The organism is Herbaspirillum sp. FG34 (genome assembly GCF_057809315.1).
This window is the reverse complement of sequence record NZ_JBMDJS010000007.1, coordinates 233,032-257,907: the sequence shown is the minus strand read 5'-3', so window position 1 is coordinate 257,907 and position 24,876 is coordinate 233,032. Positions and strand designations below refer to the sequence as shown.

Below are 24,876 nucleotides of genomic sequence, written 5' to 3'. Positions count from 1 at the left end.
TTATGCAGTCAATTCGCACATTGACGGGGTGTTGGTGGCATGACTGATGCCTTCAATTCCAGTGTCGCGGCGAACTCGCCGGACCACTTCCCCAAGTGCAGACCAACAGCAATCGAGAGGAGTATCACCATGCCCGCAGTCACCAAAGCAGCCCACGCCCCCGGCGATTTCCTGGTGGATTATGAAGAGAAGGTGTTCGAAGACGTCAAAGCCCAGCCGGGAGAAAAAGCGCTGGTGACCTTCCATACGGTGGCCTTCGAAGGCTCGATCGGCTTCGTCAACCTGCTGCAGGCAACCCGCTTGAAGCGCAAGGGTTTCGAGACATCCATCCTGCTCTATGGTCCCGGCGTGACGCTGGGCGTGCAGCGCGGTTTCCCCACGCTGGGGGACGAAGCCTTCCCCGGTCACCAGAACTTCAACAAGCAGATCGTCAAGTTCATGGAAGAGGGCGGCAAGGTCTACGCCTGCCGCTTCGCCCTGCAGGCGCTGTACGGCCACGGCGAGCCCTCGCTGATTCCCGGCATCCGCCCCATCAATCCGCTGGACGTGCTCGACCTGGTGCTGCTGCATCGTCGCGACAACGCCTTCATCCTCGATACCTGGACCCTGTAATGGAAAGGGGCGGCGCATGAGCATCCACAAGAGAACGGTACGGGCGGCGGCGGTGCAGATCGCGCCCGACCTCGACAGCGAACTCGGTACCGTGGCCAAGGTATGCCAGGCCATTGCCGAGGCTGCCAGACAAGGCGCGCAACTGGTGGTGTTTCCGGAAACCTTCGTTCCTTACTATCCGTACTTCTCGTTCGTGCGACCGCCCTTTGCGTCAGGTCCGGAACACCTGCTGCTCTACGAGCGTGCGGTGACGGTGCCCGGCCCCGTAACCCAGGCGGTGTCAGAAGCGGCACGCGCGCATGGCACGGTGGTCGTGCTGGGCGTCAACGAACGCGACCACGGCACGCTCTACAACACGCAGCTGGTCTTCGATGCCGACGGCGAGCTGGTGCTGAAACGCCGCAAGATCACGCCGACCTATCACGAGCGCATGATCTGGGGGCAGGGCGATGCCAGCGGCCTGAAGGTGGTGCCTACCGCCGTGGGGCGCCTGGGGGCGCTGGCCTGCTGGGAACACTACAACCCGCTGGCGCGCTACAGCCTCATGGCCCAGCACGAAGAAATCCATTGCGCCCAGTTCCCCGGTTCCATGGTGGGGCAGATCTTCGCTGACCAGATGGAGGTCACCATCCGCCATCACGCACTGGAGTCGGGCTGCTTCGTCATCAATGCCACCGGCTGGCTGACTGATGAACAGATCGCCGCCATCGAGCCCGATCCCAAGGCACAGAAGGCGCTGCGCGGTGGCTGCTGTACCGCCATCGTCTCGCCGGAAGGCAAGCTGCTGGCCGAGCCCCTGCGCAGCGGCGAAGGCATCCTGGTGGCCGACCTGGACATGGAACTGGTCACCAAGCGCAAGCGCATGATGGATTCGGTCGGCCACTATGCGCGCCCCGAACTGCTGCACCTGGTGATCGATGATCGCCGTACTTCTCCCATGTCCTCGCTGTTCCCGGCGGAACAGCCTGCTCCTGTCACTCATCCTTCCGCGAGGTCCCATCATGCAGACAGCCGTCATCCAGTTGCATCCCCAGCGTCTGAGCCGCAAGGCCCCCATGGAGTTGATCTCGGAACTGCAATCCTTAGGGCTGCGTCTTGACGATCCCGGCGCCGGTGCACAGAGCCGGCGCGGCGGGGCCGGGCCGTCGGATCACAAGGCGGTCACCGTCGATGGTCATACCGTGATGATCCCGGTCCACACGGCCGGTGCCTGGTCCTCGCCCTACGTGGCGACCCAGCCCGGCGCGGATGGCGCCTCGCGCATCCTGCGCGATGGCGTGGAGGTGGGCGTGGTGTCCTTCCCGCGCCAGCCGCGCTTCTACAAGATGCAGACCTTCGACGGCATCCCCTACGGCAAGATCGCTACCCTGCACGGCGCGGACGTATTGGCCACCACCATCCTGCAAAGCTGCATCCGCTATGAGAGCCGCCGCAAGTCCTGCCAGTTCTGTGCCATCGGGCAGTCGCTCGCGGCCGGCCGCACCATCCTGCGCAAGACCCCCGAGCAACTCGGCGAAGTGGCGCGCGCGGCAGTGTTGCTGGATGGCGTCAGGCACATGGTCATGACCACCGGCACGCCCAATGCCACGGACCGGGGCGCGCAGATCCTGTGCGAAAGCGCCTTCGGTGTGAAGTCGGCGGTGAACCTCCCCATCCAGGGACAGTGCGAGCCGCCCGACGACGATGCGTGGTTCCGGCGCATGCACGATGCCGGCATCGATACGCTGGGCATGCACCTGGAGGCGGTCACGCCCGAGGTGCGCCAGCGCATCATGCCGGGCAAGGCCACCGTGCCGGTGCAACGCTACATGGACGCCTTTGCTGCCGCCGTCGAGGTCTTCGGGCGTGGCCAGGTCAGCACCTACATCCTGGCCGGCCTGGGCGACAGTGACGAGGCCATCCTGCGCATGAGCGAGCAGTTGATCGCGCTGGGCGTCTATCCCTTCGTGGTGCCCTTCGTACCCATCTCGGGTACGCCGCTAGAAGACCATCCTTCCCCCGATGCCGCCGCCATGCGCCGCCTGCTCGCACCGCTGGCAGAGATGCTGGAGAACGCCGGCATGCGTTCAGGCGATGCCAAGGCAGGTTGCGGCAAGTGCGGCGCCTGTTCATCTCTGTCTGCGTTCGAAAGGAAATGACATGAGCGACGTGGCCGAAAAAAACGCGCTGGCACAGGAAGTTCAGGCCCGCGGTGTGCGCATCAAGCTGGCGCTGGACCGGTGGGAGCGCGAAGAAGCACGTCGCTTGCGCCGTGACGTTTTCTGCACCGAGCAGGGGGTCTTTTGCGACGACGACACCGATGCCATCGATGACATTGCCATGCCCATTGTGGCCGTGCTGGAGCACGACGACGGTTGTCGTGAAGTCGTAGGAACGGTGCGCATCCACGAATCTGCGGCAGGTGTCTGGCACGGTTCGCGCCTGGCCGTGGCGCAGCATGCGCGCCGTATCGGTTCGGTCGGCAGCGGCCTCATCAGGCTGGCCGTCTGCACCGCCCATGCGCATGGTTGCCATACTTTCCTGGCCCAGGTGCAGAGTCAGAATGCAGAGCTGTTCCGGCGTCTGCACTGGCACACCCTGGCCGAGATCGAAGTGCACGGGCTGCCGCATCATCAGATGCAGGCGGACCTGGGCTTTTATCCGCCCATCAGTGACGGCGATATCGGTTTCCTGGTGGGTGGCCGCGAGGAGCGCCGGCCATGAACGCGCGCGACACCTCGTCCTCGCTGGCGCAGATCGTGCAGGATCTGCGCGCCTCGCGCGGCATCGCCCACAAGCGCGATATCGACGCGGTGGTGCAGGCTTTGCCGCTGGCGCCGGCCATGCAGCACCAGGGCCATACGCTGGCCGTGGGCGATGATTGCGCAGCCATTCCCGATGGCGATGGCTACCTGCTCTTTGCCATCGAAGGCTTCATCAACGAGTTCGTCCAACAGCAGCCGTGGTTTGCCGGTTACTGCGGGGTGATGGTCAACGTCAGCGATATCTATGCCATGGGCGGCCGCCCGCTGGCGGTGGTCGATGCCCTGTGGAGCCGTGGCGGCGAGGCCGCGCAGCCCATCCTCGCCGGACTGGCCGAGGGGGCGCGCGTGTATGGCGTGCCGCTGGTGGGCGGGCACAGCAATCGCCGCAATGACCGCGAGCAGCTGTCGGTGTCCATCATCGGCCGGGCCAGGCGCCTGCTGACCAGTTTCGATGCCCGCAGCGGAGAACACCTGGTGGCCGCCATCGATCTGCGCGGCCGCTTCCAGGAACCCTATGCCTACTGGAACGCCAGTACCGGCGCGCCCGCCGAGCGCCTGCGCGCCGACCTTGAATTGCTGCCCGAACTGGCCGAGCAGGGCCTGGCGCGCGCTGCCAAGGACATCAGCATGGCCGGCGTGATCGGTACCGCCCTGATGCTGCTGGAGTGTTCCGGCAAGGGTGCGGTGATTGACCTGGATGCTTTGCCTTGTCCGCCGGGAGCGGATTTCACACGCTGGCTCACGGCTTTCCCCAGCTACGGTTTCCTGCTCAGCGTGGCCGACGATGACCTGCCTGAGGTCTTGGCGCGCTTTGCGGCACGCGACATCGCGGCCGCTTCCATCGGGCGCATCGACGACAGCGGCCAGCTCGACCTGTGCATGCAAGGGCAGCGCCTGCCGTTCTGGAATCTCAATGACGAAGCGCTGATCGGCTGCGCTTTGCGCCGGGAGGCATGAATGCAACCGTCACCACACCTGCGCATCGCCATGCTGACCCATTCCGTCAACCCGCGCGGCGGCGTGGTGCATGCGCTGCAACTGGCGGAGAGCTTGCAGGCGCTGGGTCACGAGACCACGCTGTTCGCGCCCGATGCACGCGGCCGTGGACTGTTCCGGCGCGCCGCCTGCACCTTCCATGCGGTGCCGGGGCCGGTGCATTGCGCGGACGTGGCTGACATGGTGCGCCAGCGCATCGATGATTACCTGCACTGCTTCGAGCAGATCGACATGGCGCGCTTCGATATCTGCCATGCCCAGGATTCCATCAGCGCCAATGCGCTGGCCACGTTGACGGAGCGCGGCGTGATCGACGGCTATGTGCGCACCGTGCACCATCTCGACCAGTTCGACGATGTGCGGCTGCATGACTGGCAGGAGCGCGGCTATCGCGCTGCCGACCTGGTGCTGTGCGTCAGCCGCACCTGGCAGGACATCCTGCGGCGCGAGCTCGGTATCCGTGCCGAGCTGGTCGCCAATGGTGTCGATATGGCGCGCTACGCTCCTCGCCAGGGGCTGCATGAGCAGACCCTGCGTCAGTCGCTTGGCCTGGTCGGTGCGCCTTTGCTGCTGGCCGTGGGCGGCGTGGAGCCGCGCAAGAATACGCTGGGCATCCTGCAGGCCTTCCTGCGCCTGCGCCGCGTCTACCCGCAGGCGCAACTGGTCATTGCGGGCGGCGCCAGCGTGCTCGATCACGCCGGCTACCAGCGCGCGTTTCAGGCCGAGCTGGAGGCAGCGTCCCTGCCTGCCGGGGCCGTGCGCATTCTGGGCGAGGTGGCGGATGCCGACATGCCTGCACTGTTCCGCTGTGCCGATGCGCTGGTGTTTCCTTCCCTGAAGGAGGGCTTCGGCCTGGTGGTGCTGGAGGCCATGGCCAGCGGCGTGCCGGTGGTGGTCTCGCGCATCGCGCCCTTTACCGAATATCTCGATGGCGACTGCTGTGCCTGGGTTGATCCGAATGATCCCGCTGCGATTGCTGCCGGCATCGCCCATGCGCTCGACCCCGTTGCACGTGCGGCCATGGTGGAGGCGGGTGCGGCCGTGTGCGCGCGGTTTTCGTGGACGCGCTCGGCAAGCCGCCATGTGGCGCTTTATGAAAATTTCATCAGCCGCTGTCCAGTAGCGGCCTCATTCCAAGAGGAACACCATGCCTGAAATGCACTTTCGTGTCCGCTGGCCGGACGATACCGTCACCGATTGCTACTCGCCTTCGCTGGTGGTCAAGGAACACCTGGAGGCCGGCCGCACCTATGCCCTGGCCGAGTTCGTCGAGCGCAGCGCCACGGCACTGAACATCGGCAGCGAGCGGGTGCGGCAGAAGTATGGCTTTGCCTGCTCATCGGCGCTGGACCAGTTGCGCCGCATCGAAGAAACGGCGGCCCGCTTCGAGAGCACTGCCGATCCAGTGGTCCGGGTCGAATCCTTCATTCCCTGATCAGGCCCTGATCACCTCGTCACCGACTTTCCATTCAACACGACATCACTGCAAGAGGAACACCATGTCCACCCAAGCCCAAGGCGCAGCGCGCCATCACGGCGTCATCATCATCGGCGGCGGCCAGGCTGGCCTGTCCATCAGCTGGTACCTGAAGCAGGCCGGCATCGATCACCTGGTGCTGGAAAAACACCAGGTCGGCCACGCCTGGCGCCATGAGCGCTGGGACACTTTCTGCCTGGTCACGCCCAACTGGCAATGCAATCTGCCCGGCTATCCTTATCGCGGCGACGATCCCTACGGTTTCATGAAGAAAGACGAGATCGTGGCCTACCTCGATGGCTTCGTAGCCAGCTTCCAGCCACCGGTGCGCGAAGGCGTGACCGTCGAGAAGCTCTGGCGTGTGGGCGAGCGCTGGCACATCACCGCCAGCGATGGCGCCTACACGGCCGATCAGGTGGTGGTCGCCGTCGGCGGCTATCATATCCCGGTGGTGCCGCGCGCGGCCGAGCGCCTGCCGGCCGACATCGTGCAGATCCACTCCAGCCAGTACCTCAATGCGCAATCGTTGCCGGAGGGCGAAGTGCTGGTGGTCGGCACCGGCCAGTCCGGCTGCCAGATTGCCGAAGACCTGCATCTGGCCGGCCGCCGCGTGCACCTCGGTGTGGGCGAGGCACCGCGCGTGGCGCGCACCTATCGCGGCAAGGACGTGGTGGAATGGCTGGACAAGATGAAGTACTACGATCTCCCCGTGGACCAGCACCCGCTGGGCACGGGCGTGCGCGAGAAGACCAATCACTACGTGACCGGGCGCGATGGCGGACGCGACATCGACCTGCGCAAGTTCGCGCTGGAAGGCATGCAGCTCTACGGCAAGTTCGAAGGTCTGGAAGGCGACGTGGTGCGTTTCGGTGGTGGTCTCAAGGGCTATCTCGACGAGGCCGATGCGGTCTCCGAAAGCATCAAGGACAGCATCGACAAGTTCATCGCCGCGCAGCAGATCGAGGCACCCACGGAGGCGCGCTACGTGCCCGTGTGGCAGCCTCCGGCAGAGGAACTGCGCACGCTGGATTTGCGCGGGCGCGCCATCTCGGCGGTGGTGTGGTGCATTGGTTTTCGTACCGATTTCAGCTGGATCGCCGAGCCCATCTTTGACGGTCGTGGCTATCCCGGCCATGAGCGCGGCGTGACGGCTGCCCCCGGTCTGTACTTCCTCGGCTTGCCGTGGCAATACACCTGGGGCTCGGGTCGCTTCTCGGGCATCGACCGTGATGCGCGCTACCTGTTCGATCACATCACGGCCTTGCGCACCCAGGCCGGCCAGCCGACGCTGTCGCAAGCCGCCTGAGCCTGAGCGAGAGACGCGTGCGTCGGCCAGCGTCAAACTGCCTTGGCGATTGTCTCTCCGTTAGCTTCTAGCTGTCGTCGCACTCTGGCCGTCCGCTCAGGAGGGCGACCTGCTGAGACAAGCGTTCGCGCAGCAGGGTTTGCCATTGCTGATCGAGGCAATCTGCAAGCTCGTCAAAGCTGGCCGTGATGCGTGCCAGCAGCTTGTCGAGCCAAGTTGCGGCCTCCTCGCGATTGGCAAATCCGAAACGATGGGCGTCAGCCAGAACGGCCTCTCGGGAAATGTCGAAGCGCCCCTGTGATAGCTGCATGTGCAGACGGGCGGGCGTTTCCACCGGGTTCGGCACCACGTCAAACGCGGGTGCGAGGCGCCAGCGGCGTTCGTCTTCCTGATAGACGATCGCATGATTGCGCACATGGTCATCATCGTTGCCGCAGACGGCATTGAACACCATGCGCCCAAACAGTTCGATACGGTCTTCACTTGGCGCACCCGCCAACCTGAGTTCTTCGGCCAGACGCGGATAGCTCCAGCGGTCCGTCTCGTGACGCCCCGGATATTCAGCCTGCAGCAAGGAGGCGGCGCTCACGCACATGTGGCGTTGCTGACCTGTGCGGTCAAACCTGAGAACCCTTACCGTCTTTCTGCCGCCGGCTTGGGCGTGATAGACGGTTTCAGCAAAGTGCAATCCACTGGCCCTACCCCATTGCTGCCCGACGTGCTCAAGCAGGGGAACAGGGCCAGCGTCTGTGGCAATCTCCGGCTTGATCAGCCAAAACTGGCCGTTGTCGCCTCGCACCGTCGCCTTGGGCCGCGCACCGCCGACGCTGGCGGTCTGGACCAGCCGTTTGCGAAGGCTGGCACGGATGGCAGGACGATGCTCCGCCAGTGCTGCCAGTTCTTCAATCACCTCATTGAGTTGAGGCAGGCCAGGCGTGTTGATTTGCGCACCGGGCGGCTTGGTACTTGTGCCCACGGCGAGCGCCCCCCAGCGGTCCAGATTGCTGGCCCTGAGCAGGTATTGCAGCGGCGGAGCATCTTCCGAAAGATTGTGTGCGCGGCGCAGCAGCGCTTGCCCCCAGGCATCCGGGCAGGCGTCGCGTAACACGTCATGCAGACCTTGATACCGTTGTGCCCGGAAATCCCTATCCGGCAAAAACCTCAAGTTCTGCGGGTCAATGGTCCAGGTATGCCCGGCCTCGATGTAAGAGGGGGCATACCTGAAAAATCCTTCGCCAGGACCGCCCGTCTTGTACCGGCCAACGGTGACCCACTGACCATTGTCGGGACGCTGCAGATAGACATAGACCGGTTTAGAAATAGTCATCGTCGTCAGCTCCCTTTTTCTCCCGGCTGGTTCTGACACGCTGACCGTAGTCTCCTTGCCAAAGCTCGGCAGGCAATGCCGGTACGGCCTGGTCGAACAGGCCCAGCGCAAGAAGCGCAGTCAGATAGGCGCCCACGCCGGCACCGGGATCGCCTTTTTCCATCCTGGCCAGCGTCACCCGCGAGATTCCCAGCCGGGCAGACAGATCATTGGCAGTGATGCGCTGGCGCAGGCGCTGGGTGGCAATACATTTGCCCCAGGTCGTCAGACGTTCCTGTACCAGCGTTGGCCAGTCTTGTGCCGTGGAGAGTTTCTTGGGCATGCTTTTCTCCGTTCATAGATGTGACATTATAATGGTTAATGAATTATCTATGTTCGTCTAACATTCATTGTTTGTATTATAGATGTAACCTTATATGATTTAATGTCATCTCTATGATGCGCATGATATTGGCTCCTTACCGCCTCACCCTCCCTTTGTCCTGGTGATACGGCGGCTGCTGCAATTCACCCAGGTCGCCATGGTTCCAGCACACCCCGATGGCTGTACTGCCTTCGCGCATGTTGCGCAACAGATGGCGGTGCCGGGGAAGTGATCATCTTTGGTCCGGGCTTTTCGCAGATGACTTTGGCGCTTCCTCTCACCATGCCGGGCATCCTCATCAGCCTGTGCGGATCGATGATCTCGGTGAGTTCCGTGACTATCTCATCGCGCCATCCATCTCTCCCGTCAAACAGGAAACAGGCCCCAATCTCCCACTCAGCTCATCTGCTCATCCTACCTCTGCGCGCGCTATAGTTGGCGCTCTGACTCATCGACCTCCTACCGCGCCAAGATGAAAAACCACGCCATGGATTACCTGCCCCGCATGGTGATCTTCTCCCGCGTCGTCGAACTGGGGGCCTTTTCCAAGGCCGCTCGCGAACTGGGACTGACCTCTTCCTCGGTCAGCCAGCACATCAGTGCGCTCGAATCCATTCTCGGTACCACCCTGCTGCACCGGACCACCCGCAAGCTCAGCCTGACCGAAGCCGGCCAGGGTTTCTATGCCCACTGCGCACGCATCGTTGCCCTGGCCAACGAGGCCCGCGATGCCACCGAGAGCCTGCACAAGGAACTGGTGGGTGAACTGCGTATCGCCGCCTCCAGCTTCATGGCTCCCGAATACCTGGTGCCCGCCCTGGAACATTTCATCCGCAGCCATCCCCAGCTGCGCATCAGCATCGACGTCTGCGATCACAACGTCGATCTCATGGATCACAGCGTCGACCTGGCCCTGCGCGTTGGCAAGACACCCGGCCCCGCCGATATCCCGCTGGCCCGCATGCAAGCCGTGCTGTGCGCGGCACCGGCCTACCTGACGGGGCGGCCACCGATTCGTCGCCCGGAGGATCTGCTGCAACAGCAGATGCTGTTCTTCACCCCCCATGCGCCCGATGCCATCGTCGAGCTCACGCTCCACCATCGCACCGGGCAGTGCGCGCAGATGCGGCTCAGTCCACGCATCACCGCCAACCACGCACGTTCGGTGCGGCAGCTGGCGCTCCAGGGACACGGTATCGGCCGCTTCCTGCGCAGCAAGGTACAAGCCGATCTGGAGGCGGGGCGGCTGGTCGAGGTGCTGCCGGAGTGGTCACTGGAGGGATTCTGGGCCTTCATCACCACCCGCCACCGTGACGCGGTGCCCGCCAAGATCCTGGCCTGCATTGCGCAGATCGAGGATTATTTCGCACGTCGGCATCCGCCTGAAGACGGAGATCGGCCGGCGCGGTGAGGTCAGACTCTCTTCGCATTGTTCAATTTGATTAACGAGTTCATTCGTAAAAGGACGGCTAATCAAATTGTCCTGCTTGTAATACAGTTGCCCTGTCGTTCCCTGTCGGTCATGTGTCGGGGGGCACTGCGGGCTAAAGCTCGCGCCGGCGCTGCGTCACCGTGGAGGGGGTTTTCGGTGTGCAGCACTGTAGAGGGAAGAGGGCGATGCCGAACCATCGCAGGATGCACCCGACTTTCTTCTCCGGGACGACCGTCAATGGACAGATCAGGCATCTGCTCGGCATCGTGATCGACATTGGCATCAACGGCTCCCGCCAGTCCCGCGCGGGTCCGTGTTCGTCTCTCCATAGCCCCCTCTTGCATGAGTAAAAGGCATTGAAGCCTCAGAAATAATCGTTTTATTCCGACCCCAAGCTGCCCTTACCATGAGGCTATCTCATAGTCACCCGGTCAAAGGCACGCAAATGACGATCTCCGCGCAGCACAGCAATCTCCATCAACTCCTGCTTTCCCACTACGGCGACGAGGCCCTGGTGCAGCGCCAGTTTGCGCGCCTGGAAGTCCCCGCCTCGACCCTGCGCCCGGCAGCCGCCGAGGTCTCGCGCCTGGAACTGGCGCAGGCCCTGAACATGCTGCTCTTCGAAGGCCTGCTGCAACAGGTCGCCACCGGTCGTGACTACGTGGCCGATGCCGAGCGCGAGGGCGTGAAGATCTGCTTCGACCACGGTGCCGTGCGTACCGTACGCCTGGGCCGCGACAGCGGCTTCCCCGATGGCGAAACGCTCTTCACCAGCGTGCTGCTGCCGCTGGGCTACCAGCAGACCGGCACCTATCCGCTGGCGCGCATCAAGATGACCGGCCGCGTCTATACCCACATCGACGACGCTGAACAGATCGCCCAGTTCTTCGTGAGCGAACTGCATCCGGAACAGTTCTCGCCGCGATTCCAGCAGACCGTCGACGCCGTGCTGGCCACCTCGCGCAATCCGCTCTCCGATGAGGTGCTGGCGCTGCTGGCCAAGCTCTCCGCCCAAGGCAAGCTGGGCATGGACGAGGCCAGGCGCCTGCTGCCCGCGATGCTCAAGTGCTTCGCCCGTCATCACGACCTGCCGACCCTGGCGCAATACGAAGCGCTCAAGGCCGAATCCGCCGAGATGGCCTGGATCTCCACTGAAGGCAATGCCTTCAATCACGCCACCGACCGTGTCTCCGACGTGGTCGCCACCGCCGAGCGCCAGCGCCAGCTGGGCCGTCCCATCAAGGACCAGGTGGAAGTCTCGCGCAATGGCCGCGTGCGCCAGACCGCCTTCCGTGCGGTCAAGGTCGATTACCAGTTGCAGGGTGAGGATGGCCAGCCGGCCGCCGTCACCGTGCCGGGTTCGTTCTACGAATTCATCTCGCGTGACTATTTCGCCGACGAGGCCGGCCAGCGCAAGCTGGACCTGACGTTTGACAGCGGCAACGCGCAAGGCATCTTCAAGATGACCGAGGCGGTGGCCCCCGGTGCGGCCAGCGACGAGGCGGCCAGTGTCTGCTGACGCCGCGCTGGCGCGCCTGCAGGACCTGCTGGGCAACGCCGGCCTGATCACCTCTGCGCCCGAGCGCCAGCCCTATGAGCACGGTCCGCGCTATGGGGCCGGACAGGCCCTGTGCGTGGCGCGTCCGGCCAATGTGGCCGAGGCCGCCGAACTCATGCGCCTGTGCGCAGCCGAGAATATCCGGCTGATCCCGCAGGGGGCCAACACCGGCCTGGTCGGCGCGGCTTCGCCTGATAGTTCAGGGTTGCAACTAATCCTCAGCATGGAGCGCATCAAGGGCGTGATCGATATCGATCCGGTCGATGGCGTGGTCCAGGCCTGGGCCGGCACCCGCCTGTCGGACCTGAACCAGGCGCTGGCCCCGCACGGCCTGTGCTTCCCCATCGACCTGGGAGCCGATCCCTCGGTGGGCGGCATGCTGGCCGCCAACACCGGCGGCGCGCGCCTGATCCGCTATGGCGACGTGCGCCACAACACCTTGGGCCTGCAAGCCCTGTTGATGCAGCCGCCCGGCGAACTGCTGGAGATGGGCAACCGCCTGCACAAGAACAATACCGGCCCGGACTGGAAACAGCTCTTCATCGGCACGGCCGGCAGCTATGGCATCGTCACCCAGGCGGTGCTGCGCGCGCATCCGCTGCCGCGCCAGCGCGCTACCGCCTTGATCGTGCCGGCCTCGCTGGAAGCGGGTTTGCGCCTGCTGCAGGATGCCCAGACACAGTTCGCCGATTTCCTCTCGGCCTTTGAGGGCATCTCGCGCAATGCGCTGGCCTCCGTCTTGCGCCACCTGCCGCAGGTGAACGCACCCTTTGATCCAATTCCGGACTATGCCTTGCTGGTGGAAGTGAGTTCGTCCTCGCAGGCCAGCGAGCACTTCGATCTCGACAAGCTTTTCATGGCCTGGCTGGAGCGTCACTTCGACGATGCCATCGTCGATGCCGTAGTCGACAAGCCCGAGACGCTGTGGCGTCTGCGCCATGCCATCAGCGACAGCGTCAAGCAGGAAGGCAAGATCGTCGCCTTCGACATCTCGGTCTCGCGCTCGCGCATGCCGGCCTTCCGCGCGGAAGCACTGGCCCTGGTGGCGCGCGACTTCGCCGGTGCCGAGGTATTCGACTTCGGTCACTGGGGCGACGGCGGCGTGCACTTCAACCTCGCCATCGCACCGGCACATCAGCCGCAGTTCCCGCCGGAACGCATCGAAGCCTTGCGCACCGCGCTCTATGACTTGGTTGCAAAAAGTTACCAAGGCAGCTTCAGCGCCGAGCATGGCATCGGTCCCTTCAACCAGCATTACTACCAGCGCTACACGCAGCCCGCACAACGCGCACTGGCCGGCCGTGTGCAAGCGGTGTTCGATCCGCACTGCCTGCTGGGCAATACGCGTTTCACATGACGCGTGCCGGCCACGCTGGAGAGGAGGGCGGACCATTTGCTATAGTGCGGGGTCCGTCATCTTCTGCCCCGCCTTCAGCCAGCGGCATCCGTCCCATGCGTCGTTTCATCCCGTCAACGTCCTGCCTGATTGCCTTTGATACCTCGGCACGGCACATGTCGTTCACCAAGGCGGCCAATGAATTGCACATGACGCAGGGCGCAGTGAGTCGCCAGGTGGCGATCCTGGAGGAGTACCTCAACGTCAAGCTGTTCGAGCGCATCAACCGCCGCCTGATCCTCACCGAGGCCGGGCGCGACTATGCGTCCCAGGTCTCCACCATCCTGAAGCAGATCGAGATGGCGACCTTCCAGGTCATGACCTACAACAGCCTGGCCAGCGTGCTCAACCTGGCCATCCTCCCGACCTTCGGCGTGAAGTGGCTGATTCCGCGCCTGGCCAAGTTTGCCGCCGCCCATCCGGACGTCCTGCTGAACCTGAGCACGGAAGTGCTGCCCTTCGATTTCAATACGCGCCAGGTGGATGCCGCCATCCACTTTGGCGAACCCGACTGGCCCGATACGGTCATGGTGCGCCTGATGGGCGAGGAAGTGGTGCCGGTCTGCAGCAAGGCGCTGGCCGAACGTCTGCGCACGGTGGATGACCTGGCCAACGTCACGCTGCTGCAGCACACCACGCGTCCGCAGGCGTGGCAGGACTGGTTCCGCCACGTCGGCGTGGATTGCCCCAATGCCTTGTCGGGGCCGCGTTTCGAGCAACTGGCCATGGTCATCCAGGCCGCCGTGGCCGGCATGGGCGTGGCGCTCATGCCCAAGTTCATGGTCGAGACCGAGATCAGCCTGGGGCAACTGCATGTGCCTTTCGCGCTGGCGGTCAAGAGCCCGCAATCCTATTACCTCGTCTATCCCGAAAAGAATGCCGGCAAGGCCGCCATCCTCAAGTTCCGTGAGTGGATTCTGAGCGAAGCGCAGGGAGGCTGAGGCCCTTCGTGCATGTGCATCGATTCGGTGCGCGAATTTCCCAGGCTGACTAAAACTCATGCCCGCGCGGTTTGCATGCGCGCGCTGGTGATCCTCCCGGCGCGCCGTGAATGGCGCGCAAGCGGCCTCCCGAGCGGCCCCGGCATCGGCGCCGGAACGCCCGTTCCACCGGCGCTTCCGGGCGATATGAAGTGATGCGCCGCACCATCCTTGCTCATCCCCGTCGATTCTCGCGCGCCAGGTCGGTGCATTCCAAAAACTCATGATGTGGTGAATATTTTTGGTTTTAACAATGGCACTCGCTGTCCTTATACTGCACCGTTCCAGACCCATCCCACTCCACTTTTCAAGGGAATCCCATGTCTTCTCCACGCATCTTCTCCACCTTGGGAGCCGACTTCTCGGCCTACGCCGGCAACGATCTGGTGATTCGTTCGCCGCGCGATGGCGAGATCATCGCGCAACTCAAGGCGCAGACGCCGGCCCACGCTGAAGCCGCCATCGCCGGTGCGCAACAAGCCTTCCTGGCCTGGCGCGAAGTGCCGGCGCCGGTGCGCGGCGAACTGGTGCGCGTGCTGGGTGAAGTGCTGCGCGAGCATCGCGATGAACTGGGTGCCCTGGTGACTCAGGAAGCCGGCAAGATCCTCTCCGAAGGTCTGGGCGAGGTGCAGGAAATGATCGATATCTGCGACTTCGCCGTCGGCCTGTCGCGCCAGCTGCATGGCCTGACCATCGCCTCCGAGCGGCTCGGCCACCGCATGATGGAAACCTGGCATCCGCTGGGCGTGGTGGGCGTGATTACCGCCTTCAACTTCCCGGTCGCGGTGTGGGCGTGGAACGCCGCGCTGGCACTGGTGTGCGGCAATGCCGTGGTGTGGAAACCTTCCGAAAAAACGCCCGTCACCGCCCTGGCCGTACAGGCGCTCTTTGCCAAGGCTGTGGCGCGTTTCTCGGCGCAGCGTCCGAACCTGGTGCCGGCGCAGCTGTGCGGCCTGCTCATCGGTGGTGCCGATCTGGGCGAAACGCTGTCGCGCTCGGCAGCCGTGCCGCTGGTGAGTGCCACCGGCAGTGTGCGCATGGGCCGCAAGGTCGCCACCGTCGTGGCCGAGCGCCTGGGGCGCAGCCTGCTGGAACTGGGCGGCAACAACGCCATGATCGTTGCGCCCTCGGCCGACCTGAACCTGGCGCTGCGCGCCATCACCTTCTCGGCGGTGGGCACGGCCGGCCAGCGCTGCACCAGTCTGCGCCGCCTGTTCGTTCACAGCAGCATCCACGATCAGGTGGTGGCGCAGATCAAGCGCATCTACGCCAGCGTGAAGGTCGGTGATCCGTTGCAGGGCGACACCCTGGTCGGCCCGCTGATCGATCAGGCCGCCTTCGATGCGATGCAGGCGGCGCTCTCGCAGGCGCGTGCCCAGGGCGGTGAAGTCACCGGCGGCGAACGCGTGGACGTGATGGGCCAGCAATCGTGGTACGTGCGTCCGGCCCTGGTCACCATGCCCGGCCAGACCGCCATCATGCACCACGAGACCTTCGCGCCCATCCTCTACATCGTCAAGTACGATGAACTGAGCGAGGCCATCGCCATGAACAATGCCGTGCCGCAAGGCTTGTCCTCGGCCATCTTCACCAATGACATGCGCGAGGCCGAACTCTTCGTCTCGGCTACCGGCAGCGACTGCGGTCTGGCCAACGTCAACATCGGCACCAGCGGTGCGGAAATCGGCGGTGCCTTCGGCGGAGAAAAGGAAACCGGCGGGGGCCGCGAATCCGGTTCCGACGCCTGGAAGAACTACATGCGCCGCGCCACCAACACCATCAACTACAGCAAGACCCTGCCGCTGGCGCAGGGCGTGAAGTTCGACATCGACTGAACGACGGCGAAGTCCACCGGCTCATTCCCCTGGAAACATGCAGCACCCCTGCCGGATCCCTGCTCCACCACAAGGGATCCGGCAGGGCATCCCACGACCCACGCCCGCGCAAGCGGGATCCACAACGGCAAACCGGCAAGGAGTGCAGTAATGAAGATGAAGACCCTGGCAGTCACCTGTGCAATCGCCGCGACCCTGCTCGCCACGGGCGCGCAGGCGCAGACCAAGACCATTTACGTCGGCATGAACGGCGGCACGATGGAAAAGAACTACACCGCCTCGATCTTCCCTGACTTCGAGAAGGCCAACAACGTCAAGGTGGTGGTGGTGCCCGGCACCTCTTCGGACATCATCGCCAAGATGCAGGCCCAGCGCGACAAGCCGCAGATGCACGTGGCCTTCCTCGATGACGGCATCATGTACCGCGCCATCAACATGAACCTGTGCGAGAAGGTCAAGGACGCCGCCGTGCTCAAGGACGTCTATCCCTTCGCGCGTCTGGCCAATGACCAGGCCGTGGCCATCGAGATGGGCGTGCTCGGCATCGGCTACAACAAGAAGCTGTTCGCCGAGAAGGGCTGGCCGGCACCGACCTCGTGGATGGATTTTGCCGATCCCAAGTACAAGCAGAAGGTGGTCTTCCAATCCATCTCCGCCAGCACCTTCGGTCTGTATGGCTTCATGATGTTCAACCGTCTGGTGGGCGGCACCGACAAGAACGTCGATCCCGGCTTCAAGAAATGGGGCAGCACCATCGGCCCCAACGTGATCGAATACCTCTCCAGCTCGGCCAAGATTTCCGAGATGGTGCAGACCAATGAAGCGGCCATCTTCCCGCTGACCGTGACCGGTATCGCCAATCTGAAGGACAAGGGCATCCCGGCCGAATTCGTCACCCCCAAGGAAGGCGGCGTGCTGCTCATGACCGGCGCCTGCCCGATCAAGGGCAACAGCGAGCCTGAACTGGCCCAGAAGCTGCTGGAATACCTGCTGACCCCGGCGGTACAGGCCAAGAGCATGGCACTGGCCAACTCCATTCCGGTCAACCGCAACGTGCCGTTGTCGGAGGCCGCGCAAGCCAAGCTGGGCAAGAGCGAAGTGCTGACCAGGAACCTCAACACCGTGGACTGGGACACCGTCAACGAAAAGCGCTCCGAGTGGAACAACCGCTGGAACCGCATGATCGAGCAATAAGCTTTTGTCGATCATGACCGCAGCCTATCGTTTCAATCCGGCCTTCCAGTCGCCCCAGGGCTCGCCCATCCGGGAGCTGTTCAAGTACACGCAGCAAGCCGGCATGATCTCCTTTGCCGGCGGTTATCCGGCGCCGTCGCTGTTCGATACGCAAGGGCTGGCAAAGAGCGCCGCCACCCTGCTCGACGGCGCGGCTGCGGCCTGTCTGCAATATGGCGCCACCGAGGGCACGACGCAGCTGGCGCAGGTGCTCAGGGAGCTCACGCGCAAGCGCATCGGCGGTGCCGATCCGGGTGATCTGATCGTGACCACCGGTTCGCAGCAGGGCTTTGAGCTGTTGTTGCGCATCCTGCTGGAACCGGGCGATGGCGTGGTCATCGAGCGGCCCTGCTATCCGGCGGCGATCCAGGCCCTGCGCCTGGCCGGTGCCGAGCTGATGGAAATCCCCGGTGATGGCCAAGGCATGGATACCGGTGCGCTGGAAGCCATGCTGCTGGCGGGCGCCCGGCCCAAGCTGCTGTACCTGGTGCCGAGCTTTGCCAATCCGACCGGTGCCACCTTGCCGCTGGCACGGCGGCGCCACTTGCTGGCGCTGGCGGTGCGTTACCAGTTCATCGTGATCGAGGATGATCCCTACGGCCAGCTGCGGTTCTCCGGGCAGGCCGAACCGCCCCTGCTGCAGGTCGCGCATGAGATCGAAGGCGCGCGCGACTGGCTGGTCTACTTGTCCAGCCTGTCCAAGACCGTGGCACCGGGTTTGCGTATCGGGTGGATGTGTGGCCCCGGCGAGATCCTGCGTCGGGCCGTCATCGCCAAGCAGACCGGTGACCTGTGTACTGCGCCGTGGATGCAGATGGTCGCGGCGCGCTATCTGCAGGACGGTCATCTGGAGGAGCACCTGCCTCACATCATCGCCACCTATCGCGAACGTTGCGCGATCATGTTGTCGTCCCTGCGCGAAGCCTTCGGTGATGGTCTCTCGCTGATCGCGCCGGAAGGTGGCATGTTCATCTGGGCCAGCTGGCAGGATGGCACGGACGCCAGCGCGCTGTTGCAGGTGGCGGTACGCCACAACGTGATGTACGTGCCCGGCAGCGCCTTCTACGCGACCCGGGCCGAGGCGGGCCACTGGCGGCTGTCTTTCGCCAACGCCCAACCCGCGGAGATCATCGAAGGCGTGGCCCGTCTGAAGCAGGCACGCAAGGAATGGATGCACATGCGGGCATGAATTTTCTGCATGCCTGGAAAGCGCCCCGTTGTGCAGCTTGTGCAACGGGGCGTTCTCTTTTCTGCCGTCATCCTATCGGCACAAGCTGTGCAGTCAGCTCATGGTCAGCGATAAAGAGTATGATGATTTATTTTTTAATCATATGAAGGTCGGCGCTCTTTCCGGAGCCAGCCGCCCATTGCCAGGCCGCCATGCTTCAATCCTTGCGCACCGTGCTCAATGACGCCGCCCCCGAACTGCGGAACAAGCTCATTGGCATCTATGCCTTCCTGATTTTCTTCAACGTTGCCGTCTGGATTGCGGCGTATCTGGCGTTCCGGCAGACGCCCCTGCTGCTTGGGACGGCGTTTCTGGCCTATGGTTTCGGGCTGCGGCACGCTGTGGATGCCGATCACATCGCCGCCATCGACAACGTGACCCGCAAGCTGATGCAGGATGGCAAGAAGCCGGTGGCCGTCGGCCTGATGTTTTCGCTGGGCCACTCGACGGTGGTCATTCTCGCCTGCCTGCTGCTGGCACTGAGTGCGATGGCTCTTAAGACGCATATGGAAGCCTTCCATGAAATCGGCGGCATCATCGGGACGCTGGTCTCTGCCTTCTTCCTGCTGCTCATCGCGATGCTGAACCTGATCGTGCTCAGGTCCGTCTGGCGCAAATTCCGCGACCTGCGCAGTGGCAAACCTTACGTTGAGGAAGACGTGGATCTGCTGTTGGGCAATCGTGGCTTCATGGCGCGCATTTTCCGGCCTATGTTCAAGCTCATCACGCGCAGCTGGCACATGTATCCGCTGGGCTTCCTGTTCGGGCTGGGCTTCGATACCGCCACCGAAATTTCCCTGCTCGGCATCTCGGCGACCCAGACGGCCAATGGATTGCCGATCTGGACCATCCTGCTGTTCCCGCTGCTCTTTACGGCTGCCATGTCGCTGATCGACACCACCGACGGCATCCTGATGCTGGGCGCGTATGGCTGGGCCTTCGTCAAGCCTGTGCGCAAGCTCTACTACAACATGACCATCACCTTTGTCTCGGTGCTGGTGGCGGTACTGGTGGGCAGTATCGAAGTGCTGGGGCTGATGGCGGACAAGCTTGAATTGTCGGGTGCTTTCTGGGACTTCATCGGTCGGCTCAGCGACAGCTTCGGCGTGATCGGCTATCTCATCATCGGGCTCTTCGTGGCCGCCTGGCTGCTATCGCTGCTGATCTACAAGTGGCGGCGCTATGACGAACTGGATCTGCCGCCCGCATCGGATATCCGCTGAGCGCCTCCCTGAGCGCGCGTCAAGACTTCGGATGAAAATGAACGTGGCCATGCCCGTGGGTGGCGCGCACGTATTTTTCCCTCTTCATCTCGACCGGCACGATGTGGACGTTCCCATGCCGCACGCCGGTTTGTGAAATGATCGCGTCGGCGCAGGCGCGTACTTCGTCCACGCGTCCCTTGAGGATCGTCGTCTCCAGACAATTGTCGTGATCCAGATGGACGTGCTGGGAAGCGATGGCGACGTCGTGATGCTCATGCTGCAGCTGGGTCAGCCGGTTGGCCAGCATGCGCTCATGGTGGTCGTAGATGTAGCTGACGGTGGCCACGCACCAGCGCGACTTGCCCTCCTCCAGTTCAGTCTGTCCCAGTTCCTTGCGCACCAGGTCACGGAAGGCTTCGGAGCGGTTCGAATAGCCCTTGCTGTCCACGAACCTGTCGAACTCTGCCGCCAGGTCGTCATCGACCGAAATTGTCCAGCGCTGCATTGCCATTCCCCTAGAGTGATAGGCGGGATCATAACAATGCGGCGCCGCTGTGGTCAAAATGCGCGGGCATGCGTCCATGACGGATCGACTGTACCGCTCACGCTTGCTTGCCGTTCGGCCATGGCCGAGAATGACGGCGTCTCGCTGCGGTGATGCCAAAGAGCATTAAAGTCACTTTAATGCTGGCGTAGATCAAAACATCCACACTCTCCGGCGCTGGCGCAGCGGACGGCTGACTATACTGGCGCAAGGATGGCCACACGGCAACAGGCTGTGCGGCCATCTTGCTTTCATAGTCTTCAGGATGATGCGATGTTCAATCAACTCAAAGCCACCTTCAAGTATTTCAACGACGCTGTTCCCTTCAAGCTGGTGCCGGCCCTGATTGCCACGGCGGTACTGATCCTGCTGCTGCTCACCCCCTGTCCGGCCGGCCTGGAGCCCAAGGCCTGGGCGCTGGTGGCGATCTTCCTCACCACCATCGTGGCCATCATCCTCAAGGTCATGCCCATCGGCGTGATGGCGATGATGGCCATCGTCATCGTCTCGCTCTCGCAAGTGACGTCCACCTCGTCCAAGGGAGCGATTGCCGATGCGCTGGCCAGTTTTTCCAATCCGCTGATCTGGCTCATCGTGGTGGCCATCCTGATTTCGCGCGGGCTGAAGAAGACCGGGCTGGGGCGGCGTGTCGGGCTGATGTTCATCGCGCTGCTGGGCAAGCGCACGGTGGGCATCGGCTATGGCCTGGCGATTTGCGAACTGGTGCTGGCGCCCTTCACGCCCAGCAATACGGCGCGTGGCGGCGGCATCGTCCATCCCATCATGAAGTCGATTGCCAATGCCTTCGATTCCGATCCGGCCAAGGGCACGCAGAACAAGGTCGGCACCTACCTGGCGCTGGTCAACTATCACGCCAATCCGATCACCTCGGCCATGTTCCTCACCGCCACCGCGCCCAATCCGCTGGTGGTCAACTACGTGGCCAAGGCCACCGGCCATGCGCTGCAATTGTCCTGGACCACCTGGGCGCTGTGCATGCTCCTGCCCGGTCTGGTGTGCCTGCTGATCATGCCGATGGTGATCTACTTGCTCTCGCCGCCGGAGCTGAAGTCCACGCCCAATGCGGTGGACTATGCCCGCAGCGAGCTCGACAAGATGGGCCAGCTCGGAGCCAGCGAGAAGGTGATGCTGGGGACCTTTGCGCTGTTGCTGCTGCTGTGGGCCAATGTCCCGGCGATGCTGCTGGGAGTGGCCTTCACACTCGATCCCACGGTGGTGGCGTTCGTCGGATTGTTCGTGCTCATCATCACCGGCACGATTGACTGGGACGATGTGCTTTCGGAAAAGAGCGCGTGGGATACGCTGGTCTGGTTCGGCGCCCTGGTGATGCTGGCCGAGCAGTTGAACAAGACCGGCGTGGTGGCCTGGTTCTCGGAAGGCATGAAGGCCGCCATCGTCGCCAGCGGCATGGGCTGGATGGCCGTGGCCGGCGTGCTGTTGCTGGTGTTCGTGCTGTCGCATTACTTCTTTGCCAGTACCACGGCGCACATCAGCGCGATGATGTTGGCCTTCCTCACGGTGGGCGCGCAATTGCTGCCGCCGCAGTATGTGGCACCCTTCATGCTGATGATGACCGCAGGATCGGGCGTGATGATGACGCTGACCCATTACGCTACCGGCACTTCGCCCATCATCTTTGGCAGCGGCTACGTCTCCATGGGCAAGTGGTGGGGAGTGGGCTTCGTGATGGCGGTGGTGGAATTGCTGGTGTTTGCGACGGTGGGGATGGTGTGGTGGAAGGTGTTGGGATTCTGGTAGGAGACCGACATTGATCCCGATCGGACCTCGTGGGGCGAAGCCGGAGCATTTGCGCCCCTCGGCAGAAACGGCTATTGTGTCGGGCTTCGCCAGCCAGCCTTGACGCTCAAGAAATGGACAACTCCACACGCTCGGAAAAATCGAGGCAGCTCATCATCCAAGCTGCACTCTCTGTGATCGCACGTGACGGGGCAAACAAGCTGACGATTGACGCCATTGCCAAAGAGGCCGGAATCAGCAAGGGCGGCGTCCTGCATCATTTCCGCACCAAGCAGGCTGTGCTGGTGGCGCTGTTGGACAACCAGCGTGTGCACTTCGGCCATTTCGCACGTGAGTTCTTGGACGGGGAGGGGAAGCATTCTTCCGAGCCTGCCCTGGCCATGCAGATTTCAGTTCTGCGTGAAGCCTCCAAACAGCCGCATTCGGTGGCCTTGGCCATTCTTGGTGCCATCAGCGAGCAACCCTCGCTCGTGGAGGGAGTCAAGATGACCGACGCCGAGCATGTTGCGGCCATCCGCAAAGAGGCCGCTGACCCTGACCTGGCGATTCTCCGGTGGACCGCTGCGCGCGGCTTGCTCTGGACCTCGCTCTTCAATATGTGCCCACTTTCCGAGCAGGAGCGGCAACGCTGCTTTGATCTCCTGCTCGATGAGTCGCGCTGGACAAAGAACTCTCCCCAACAATCCAAGCCACGCAAGCACTGAGTCGCCGGGTGCCGCTGGCACTTGCGTGGCATATCGGTCTCGTTCAAAATAAAAACCGTCCGGACGGTATGTAAACAGGCAATTCGGTGCTATAGTGATCTTGCGCTATGGCCATAGTGCAGCCGCCGTGCCCCATCCCCAGCCTGATCGGTGGCGATGGGTCGTTAACCTCTGGCTATCCTGGCAACTTCACGCCGCGCTGCGGACTTCGCTCATGCGATTGAGGCCAGGCCTGACATTACAAAGGATATACATCATGCGTTCTTCCCATACGGTGAAGCGACTGTGCTTCGTTGCGCTTGTCTGCGCCATATTGACCGCGTGCGCGAGTTCGGATCCCGTGAAATACACGGGGATCGACTCGTCCAAGGTATTGACCGCCAATGAAGGAGACAGTACCGGTCGTGTCCCCTTTTCCTATTCGCAAGCTGTCGACTGGACGAGTTATGAGGCCGCGGTCCTGCCGCCGGTTACCATCTATCGGGGCGCTGATAATCAGTTCGGTAGCATGAGCGAGGAAGACAAGGCGACGCTGGCCAACTACATGCAACAGAAATTTGCCGAGGAGTTGCGCAGTCGCTTCAGCCTGACCAATGCAGGCACGCGCAAGACATTGTTGATCAAGCTCACCCTGACCGGTGCGCAGACCAACACCGCCGTGATATCGACCTTTACCCGTTTCGACATTGGCGGCGGCCTCTACAACGCAGTCCAGAATGCGCGTGACCGGGAGGCCCTCGTCGGTGGCTCCATCATCTATTCGGTCGAGGTGTACGACGCCTCGGACAAGCGACTGCTCAAGGCCTACATCACCAAGCAGTATCCCAAGCCATGGGATATCGGGGCAAGTATGGGCGCTCTCAGTGCCTCCAAGGCAGGGATTGATAAAGGTGCGAAGGCACTGCTGGTCCAACTGCGTTAGCACGGCGACCTTTGACTATCCATGTGCAAGCGGGCGAAGCAGGTGAGTTCGTCGAGAGCATTGGCATGAAGGCAGACCTGCGATTGCCGTTGGTGTTTTCTGCGCTGTTCCTTCTCGTCGTCGGCAACATCTTCCCGATTGCCGACATGATGGTCGGGCGCACAGTGGTCAGCGTCACGATGATCGAATGTCTGACGTTGACCAACTCCGCTGGATCCGGACCGGTGTATCTCATCATGCTGATCACCACCATTGTGTATCCATTGCTGGAGATGCTGTCGATGGCGCTCAGGTTGCTACGCGGTACGCCGCCCAAAGCGATCTCCCGCTACCGGATTGTCCGCGTCTTCAACAGGATGCGGCCCTGCACGATGATCCAGATGTACATCATCGGAATGCTGGTGACCATCAGCCAGGTCAGCCTCATTGCATCCGTGGTGCCTGGCATCGCCCTGGCATCGCTGAGTATGCTGATCGTTCTTTTCGCTGCATTGCTGGTCAGCGACTCAAGTGACTTGTGGAGGTGAGATGGAGTATGGGCCAGATCGGCATCAGCACCACGCATTGGGTGCCCGCCGGATGAGCAAACTGCTTTGCCTGTTGATTGCGTTGCCAGTGGCCATTGGATTGGTCGCATGCAGCAGCACCGGCATGCGGTATCACACGCTGACCAACTATGTGAATGTCGACATGAAGAATTCGGGTCATATCACCAGTCGCGACAGCGATGCGCTGCTCATTGAGGTGCTACCGATCAGGACGGCGGAAGCGCTCAATACCTCACGCATCATGATTGGACACGGCGATGGAAGCATGACCCCGGCATCTGCCGACCGGTGGACGGCACCGCTCCCCGACGAACTGCGGGCGGCGATTTCCCTGGCGCTACAGCAGCGACTGGATGCAGTGGATCTGTATTACCAGAGCGATAAAGGAAAAGCGCGAAGGCTGCAGATTGCCGCAACGCTGAGCAAGTCTGATTTCAGCGGAGGCCGTCGTTTTTCCGGCATCGTCGAATGGGAGGTAAAAGCGATCCCGGAAGATGAGAGCATCGTCGGACGAACCAGTCTGAATCTGGATATTGTGGAAGGGGCCGAAGGCCAGGTCATCGCATTCCAGAAACTCTCCAGCAGTGTGGCCGCGGATGTGGCCGTCGCCGCAAGGGCAGTGGCTGCGATCTTGAAGTAATACCGGAGTCATCCTCACAGGCGGGATCGGCTTTGGGAGGTCTGCA

Annotated in this window: 24 protein-coding genes; 21 read left to right on the top strand and 3 right to left on the bottom strand. The window is 62.8% G+C overall.

Annotated features, from left to right (window positions below):
* Positions 1-129 precede the first annotated feature (129 nt).
* The 8 genes from ACODSZ_RS11735 to ACODSZ_RS11700 all read left to right on the top strand — a co-directional run bounded on the left by ACODSZ_RS11735 (position 130) and on the right by ACODSZ_RS11700 (position 7,135).
* A complete protein-coding gene (locus ACODSZ_RS11735; protein ID WP_006463016.1) occupies positions 130-612 on the top strand; it encodes an MSMEG_0572/Sll0783 family nitrogen starvation response protein in 483 nt (160 codons plus the stop codon).
* Between the two features lie 16 nt (positions 613-628).
* Positions 629-1,711: a Nit6803 family nitrilase gene (locus tag ACODSZ_RS11730; RefSeq protein WP_008325830.1), complete on the top strand. Its 1,083-nt coding sequence runs from the start codon at positions 629-631 to the stop codon at positions 1,709-1,711.
* Positions 1,668-2,750 carry an MSMEG_0568 family radical SAM protein gene (locus ACODSZ_RS11725; protein WP_008325832.1) on the top strand — a complete coding sequence of 361 codons (1,083 nt, stop codon included), beginning with the start codon at positions 1,668-1,670 and terminating at the stop codon, positions 2,748-2,750. Before ACODSZ_RS11730 ends, ACODSZ_RS11725 begins: the two co-directional genes overlap by 44 nt.
* A 1-nt stretch (position 2,751) precedes the next feature.
* Complete coding sequence (locus ACODSZ_RS11720; protein ID WP_488927637.1) at positions 2,752-3,315, top strand: MSMEG_0567/Sll0786 family nitrogen starvation N-acetyltransferase; 564 nt, start codon at positions 2,752-2,754, stop codon at positions 3,313-3,315.
* Entirely contained in the window at positions 3,312-4,313 is a 1,002-nt protein-coding gene (locus tag ACODSZ_RS11715) for a sll0787 family AIR synthase-like protein (RefSeq protein WP_175342708.1), read from the top strand. The genes ACODSZ_RS11720 and ACODSZ_RS11715 overlap by 4 nt, the downstream gene beginning before the upstream one ends.
* Positions 4,314-5,507 carry an MSMEG_0565 family glycosyltransferase gene (locus ACODSZ_RS11710; RefSeq protein WP_488927636.1) on the top strand — a complete coding sequence of 398 codons (1,194 nt, stop codon included), beginning with the start codon at positions 4,314-4,316 and terminating at the stop codon, positions 5,505-5,507.
* Entirely contained in the window at positions 5,500-5,787 is a 288-nt protein-coding gene (locus ACODSZ_RS11705; protein WP_175342710.1) for an MSMEG_0570 family nitrogen starvation response protein, read from the top strand. The genes ACODSZ_RS11710 and ACODSZ_RS11705 overlap by 8 nt, the downstream gene beginning before the upstream one ends.
* Before the next feature lie 64 nt (positions 5,788-5,851).
* Entirely contained in the window at positions 5,852-7,135 is a 1,284-nt protein-coding gene (locus ACODSZ_RS11700) for an MSMEG_0569 family flavin-dependent oxidoreductase (RefSeq protein WP_488927635.1), read from the top strand.
* A gap of 67 nt (positions 7,136-7,202) precedes the next feature.
* On the opposite strand, the gene ACODSZ_RS11695 is transcribed toward ACODSZ_RS11700, so the two are convergent.
* Both ACODSZ_RS11695 and ACODSZ_RS11690 read right to left on the bottom strand, forming a co-directional pair.
* Positions 7,203-8,462: a type II toxin-antitoxin system HipA family toxin gene (locus ACODSZ_RS11695; protein WP_488927634.1), complete on the bottom strand. Its 1,260-nt coding sequence runs from the start codon at positions 8,460-8,462 to the stop codon at positions 7,203-7,205.
* The gene (locus ACODSZ_RS11690; protein WP_241822203.1) at positions 8,449-8,784 is read right to left on the bottom strand and encodes a helix-turn-helix domain-containing protein; all 336 of its coding nucleotides are present in this window, start codon (positions 8,782-8,784) and stop codon (positions 8,449-8,451) included. The genes ACODSZ_RS11695 and ACODSZ_RS11690 overlap by 14 nt, the downstream gene beginning before the upstream one ends.
* 514 nt (positions 8,785-9,298) lie before the next feature.
* On the opposite strand from ACODSZ_RS11690, the gene ACODSZ_RS11685 reads away from it, so the two are divergent.
* The 8 genes from ACODSZ_RS11685 (at position 9,299) to ACODSZ_RS11650 (ending at position 19,711) form a co-directional block, all read left to right on the top strand.
* Positions 9,299-10,237: a LysR family transcriptional regulator gene (locus ACODSZ_RS11685; RefSeq protein WP_488927633.1), complete on the top strand. Its 939-nt coding sequence runs from the start codon at positions 9,299-9,301 to the stop codon at positions 10,235-10,237.
* Positions 10,238-10,703: 466 nt separating this feature from the next.
* Positions 10,704-11,777: a DUF1338 domain-containing protein gene (locus ACODSZ_RS11680; protein ID WP_488927632.1), complete on the top strand. Its 1,074-nt coding sequence runs from the start codon at positions 10,704-10,706 to the stop codon at positions 11,775-11,777.
* Positions 11,767-13,173 carry an FAD-binding oxidoreductase gene (locus ACODSZ_RS11675; protein WP_008325860.1) on the top strand — a complete coding sequence of 469 codons (1,407 nt, stop codon included), beginning with the start codon at positions 11,767-11,769 and terminating at the stop codon, positions 13,171-13,173. Before ACODSZ_RS11680 ends, ACODSZ_RS11675 begins: the two co-directional genes overlap by 11 nt.
* Positions 13,174-13,268: 95 nt before the next feature.
* Positions 13,269-14,153, top strand: a complete 885-nt coding sequence (gene gcvA, locus ACODSZ_RS11670) for a transcriptional regulator GcvA (RefSeq protein ID WP_175342713.1) — start codon at positions 13,269-13,271, stop codon at positions 14,151-14,153.
* A 359-nt stretch (positions 14,154-14,512) separates the two neighbouring features.
* Complete coding sequence (gene amaB, locus ACODSZ_RS11665; RefSeq protein WP_488927631.1) at positions 14,513-16,027, top strand: L-piperidine-6-carboxylate dehydrogenase; 1,515 nt, start codon at positions 14,513-14,515, stop codon at positions 16,025-16,027.
* Between the two features lie 156 nt (positions 16,028-16,183).
* Positions 16,184-17,221: an ABC transporter substrate-binding protein gene (locus ACODSZ_RS11660; RefSeq protein ID WP_488927647.1), complete on the top strand. Its 1,038-nt coding sequence runs from the start codon at positions 16,184-16,186 to the stop codon at positions 17,219-17,221.
* Between the two features lie 13 nt (positions 17,222-17,234).
* A complete protein-coding gene (locus tag ACODSZ_RS11655) occupies positions 17,235-18,449 on the top strand; it encodes an aminotransferase-like domain-containing protein (RefSeq protein WP_488927630.1) in 1,215 nt (404 codons plus the stop codon).
* A gap of 191 nt (positions 18,450-18,640) precedes the next feature.
* A complete protein-coding gene (locus ACODSZ_RS11650; protein WP_175342716.1) occupies positions 18,641-19,711 on the top strand; it encodes a HoxN/HupN/NixA family nickel/cobalt transporter in 1,071 nt (356 codons plus the stop codon).
* 19 nt (positions 19,712-19,730) lie between these two features.
* Here ACODSZ_RS11650 and nikR read toward each other — a convergent pair whose 3' ends face one another.
* Positions 19,731-20,198, bottom strand: a complete 468-nt coding sequence (nikR, locus tag ACODSZ_RS11645) for a nickel-responsive transcriptional regulator NikR (RefSeq protein ID WP_008325869.1) — start codon at positions 20,196-20,198, stop codon at positions 19,731-19,733.
* Positions 20,199-20,510: 312 nt separating this feature from the next.
* Between nikR and ACODSZ_RS11640 the strand changes: the two genes are divergently transcribed.
* The 5 genes from ACODSZ_RS11640 (at position 20,511) to ACODSZ_RS11620 (ending at position 24,830) form a co-directional block, all read left to right on the top strand.
* Positions 20,511-22,016 carry a DASS family sodium-coupled anion symporter gene (locus ACODSZ_RS11640; protein ID WP_488927629.1) on the top strand — a complete coding sequence of 502 codons (1,506 nt, stop codon included), beginning with the start codon at positions 20,511-20,513 and terminating at the stop codon, positions 22,014-22,016.
* Between the two features lie 113 nt (positions 22,017-22,129).
* Positions 22,130-22,720 carry a TetR/AcrR family transcriptional regulator gene (locus ACODSZ_RS11635; protein ID WP_241822209.1) on the top strand — a complete coding sequence of 197 codons (591 nt, stop codon included), beginning with the start codon at positions 22,130-22,132 and terminating at the stop codon, positions 22,718-22,720.
* A gap of 256 nt (positions 22,721-22,976) precedes the next feature.
* Positions 22,977-23,642 (top strand): DUF3313 domain-containing protein, encoded by a 666-nt coding sequence (locus ACODSZ_RS11630; protein ID WP_488927628.1) that lies wholly within the window; start codon positions 22,977-22,979, stop codon positions 23,640-23,642.
* An 11-nt stretch (positions 23,643-23,653) separates the two neighbouring features.
* A complete protein-coding gene (locus tag ACODSZ_RS11625; RefSeq protein ID WP_488927627.1) occupies positions 23,654-24,169 on the top strand; it encodes a paraquat-inducible protein A in 516 nt (171 codons plus the stop codon).
* Positions 24,170-24,221: 52 nt separating this feature from the next.
* Complete coding sequence (locus tag ACODSZ_RS11620) at positions 24,222-24,830, top strand: PqiC family protein (RefSeq protein WP_241822212.1); 609 nt, start codon at positions 24,222-24,224, stop codon at positions 24,828-24,830.
* The last annotated feature ends 46 nt before the right edge of the window (positions 24,831-24,876 follow it).

What these genes read in the sequence shown, in the direction of transcription:
- ACODSZ_RS11650 (WP_175342716.1), top strand. Translation starts at nt 18,641, where the DNA reads ATGCTTCAATCCTTGCGCACCGTGCTCAATGACGCCGCCCCCGAACTG.
- ACODSZ_RS11690 (WP_241822203.1), bottom strand. Translation starts at nt 8,784, where the DNA reads ATGCCCAAGAAACTCTCCACGGCACAAGACTGGCCAACGCTGGTACAG.
- nikR (WP_008325869.1), bottom strand. Translation starts at nt 20,198, where the DNA reads ATGCAGCGCTGGACAATTTCGGTCGATGACGACCTGGCGGCAGAGTTC.
- amaB (WP_488927631.1), top strand. Translation starts at nt 14,513, where the DNA reads ATGTCTTCTCCACGCATCTTCTCCACCTTGGGAGCCGACTTCTCGGCC.
- ACODSZ_RS11655 (WP_488927630.1), top strand. Translation starts at nt 17,235, where the DNA reads ATGACCGCAGCCTATCGTTTCAATCCGGCCTTCCAGTCGCCCCAGGGC.
- ACODSZ_RS11720 (WP_488927637.1), top strand. Translation starts at nt 2,752, where the DNA reads ATGAGCGACGTGGCCGAAAAAAACGCGCTGGCACAGGAAGTTCAGGCC.
- ACODSZ_RS11700 (WP_488927635.1), top strand. Translation starts at nt 5,852, where the DNA reads ATGTCCACCCAAGCCCAAGGCGCAGCGCGCCATCACGGCGTCATCATC.
- ACODSZ_RS11620 (WP_241822212.1), top strand. Translation starts at nt 24,222, where the DNA reads ATGAGCAAACTGCTTTGCCTGTTGATTGCGTTGCCAGTGGCCATTGGA.
- ACODSZ_RS11730 (WP_008325830.1), top strand. Translation starts at nt 629, where the DNA reads ATGAGCATCCACAAGAGAACGGTACGGGCGGCGGCGGTGCAGATCGCG.
- gcvA (WP_175342713.1), top strand. Translation starts at nt 13,269, where the DNA reads ATGCGTCGTTTCATCCCGTCAACGTCCTGCCTGATTGCCTTTGATACC.
- ACODSZ_RS11710 (WP_488927636.1), top strand. Translation starts at nt 4,314, where the DNA reads ATGCAACCGTCACCACACCTGCGCATCGCCATGCTGACCCATTCCGTC.
- ACODSZ_RS11715 (WP_175342708.1), top strand. Translation starts at nt 3,312, where the DNA reads ATGAACGCGCGCGACACCTCGTCCTCGCTGGCGCAGATCGTGCAGGAT.
- ACODSZ_RS11695 (WP_488927634.1), bottom strand. Translation starts at nt 8,462, where the DNA reads ATGACTATTTCTAAACCGGTCTATGTCTATCTGCAGCGTCCCGACAAT.
- ACODSZ_RS11735 (WP_006463016.1), top strand. Translation starts at nt 130, where the DNA reads ATGCCCGCAGTCACCAAAGCAGCCCACGCCCCCGGCGATTTCCTGGTG.
- ACODSZ_RS11640 (WP_488927629.1), top strand. Translation starts at nt 20,511, where the DNA reads ATGTTCAATCAACTCAAAGCCACCTTCAAGTATTTCAACGACGCTGTT.
- ACODSZ_RS11725 (WP_008325832.1), top strand. Translation starts at nt 1,668, where the DNA reads ATGGAGTTGATCTCGGAACTGCAATCCTTAGGGCTGCGTCTTGACGAT.
- ACODSZ_RS11660 (WP_488927647.1), top strand. Translation starts at nt 16,184, where the DNA reads ATGAAGACCCTGGCAGTCACCTGTGCAATCGCCGCGACCCTGCTCGCC.
- ACODSZ_RS11705 (WP_175342710.1), top strand. Translation starts at nt 5,500, where the DNA reads ATGCCTGAAATGCACTTTCGTGTCCGCTGGCCGGACGATACCGTCACC.
- ACODSZ_RS11635 (WP_241822209.1), top strand. Translation starts at nt 22,130, where the DNA reads ATGGACAACTCCACACGCTCGGAAAAATCGAGGCAGCTCATCATCCAA.
- ACODSZ_RS11680 (WP_488927632.1), top strand. Translation starts at nt 10,704, where the DNA reads ATGACGATCTCCGCGCAGCACAGCAATCTCCATCAACTCCTGCTTTCC.
- ACODSZ_RS11685 (WP_488927633.1), top strand. Translation starts at nt 9,299, where the DNA reads ATGAAAAACCACGCCATGGATTACCTGCCCCGCATGGTGATCTTCTCC.
- ACODSZ_RS11630 (WP_488927628.1), top strand. Translation starts at nt 22,977, where the DNA reads ATGCGTTCTTCCCATACGGTGAAGCGACTGTGCTTCGTTGCGCTTGTC.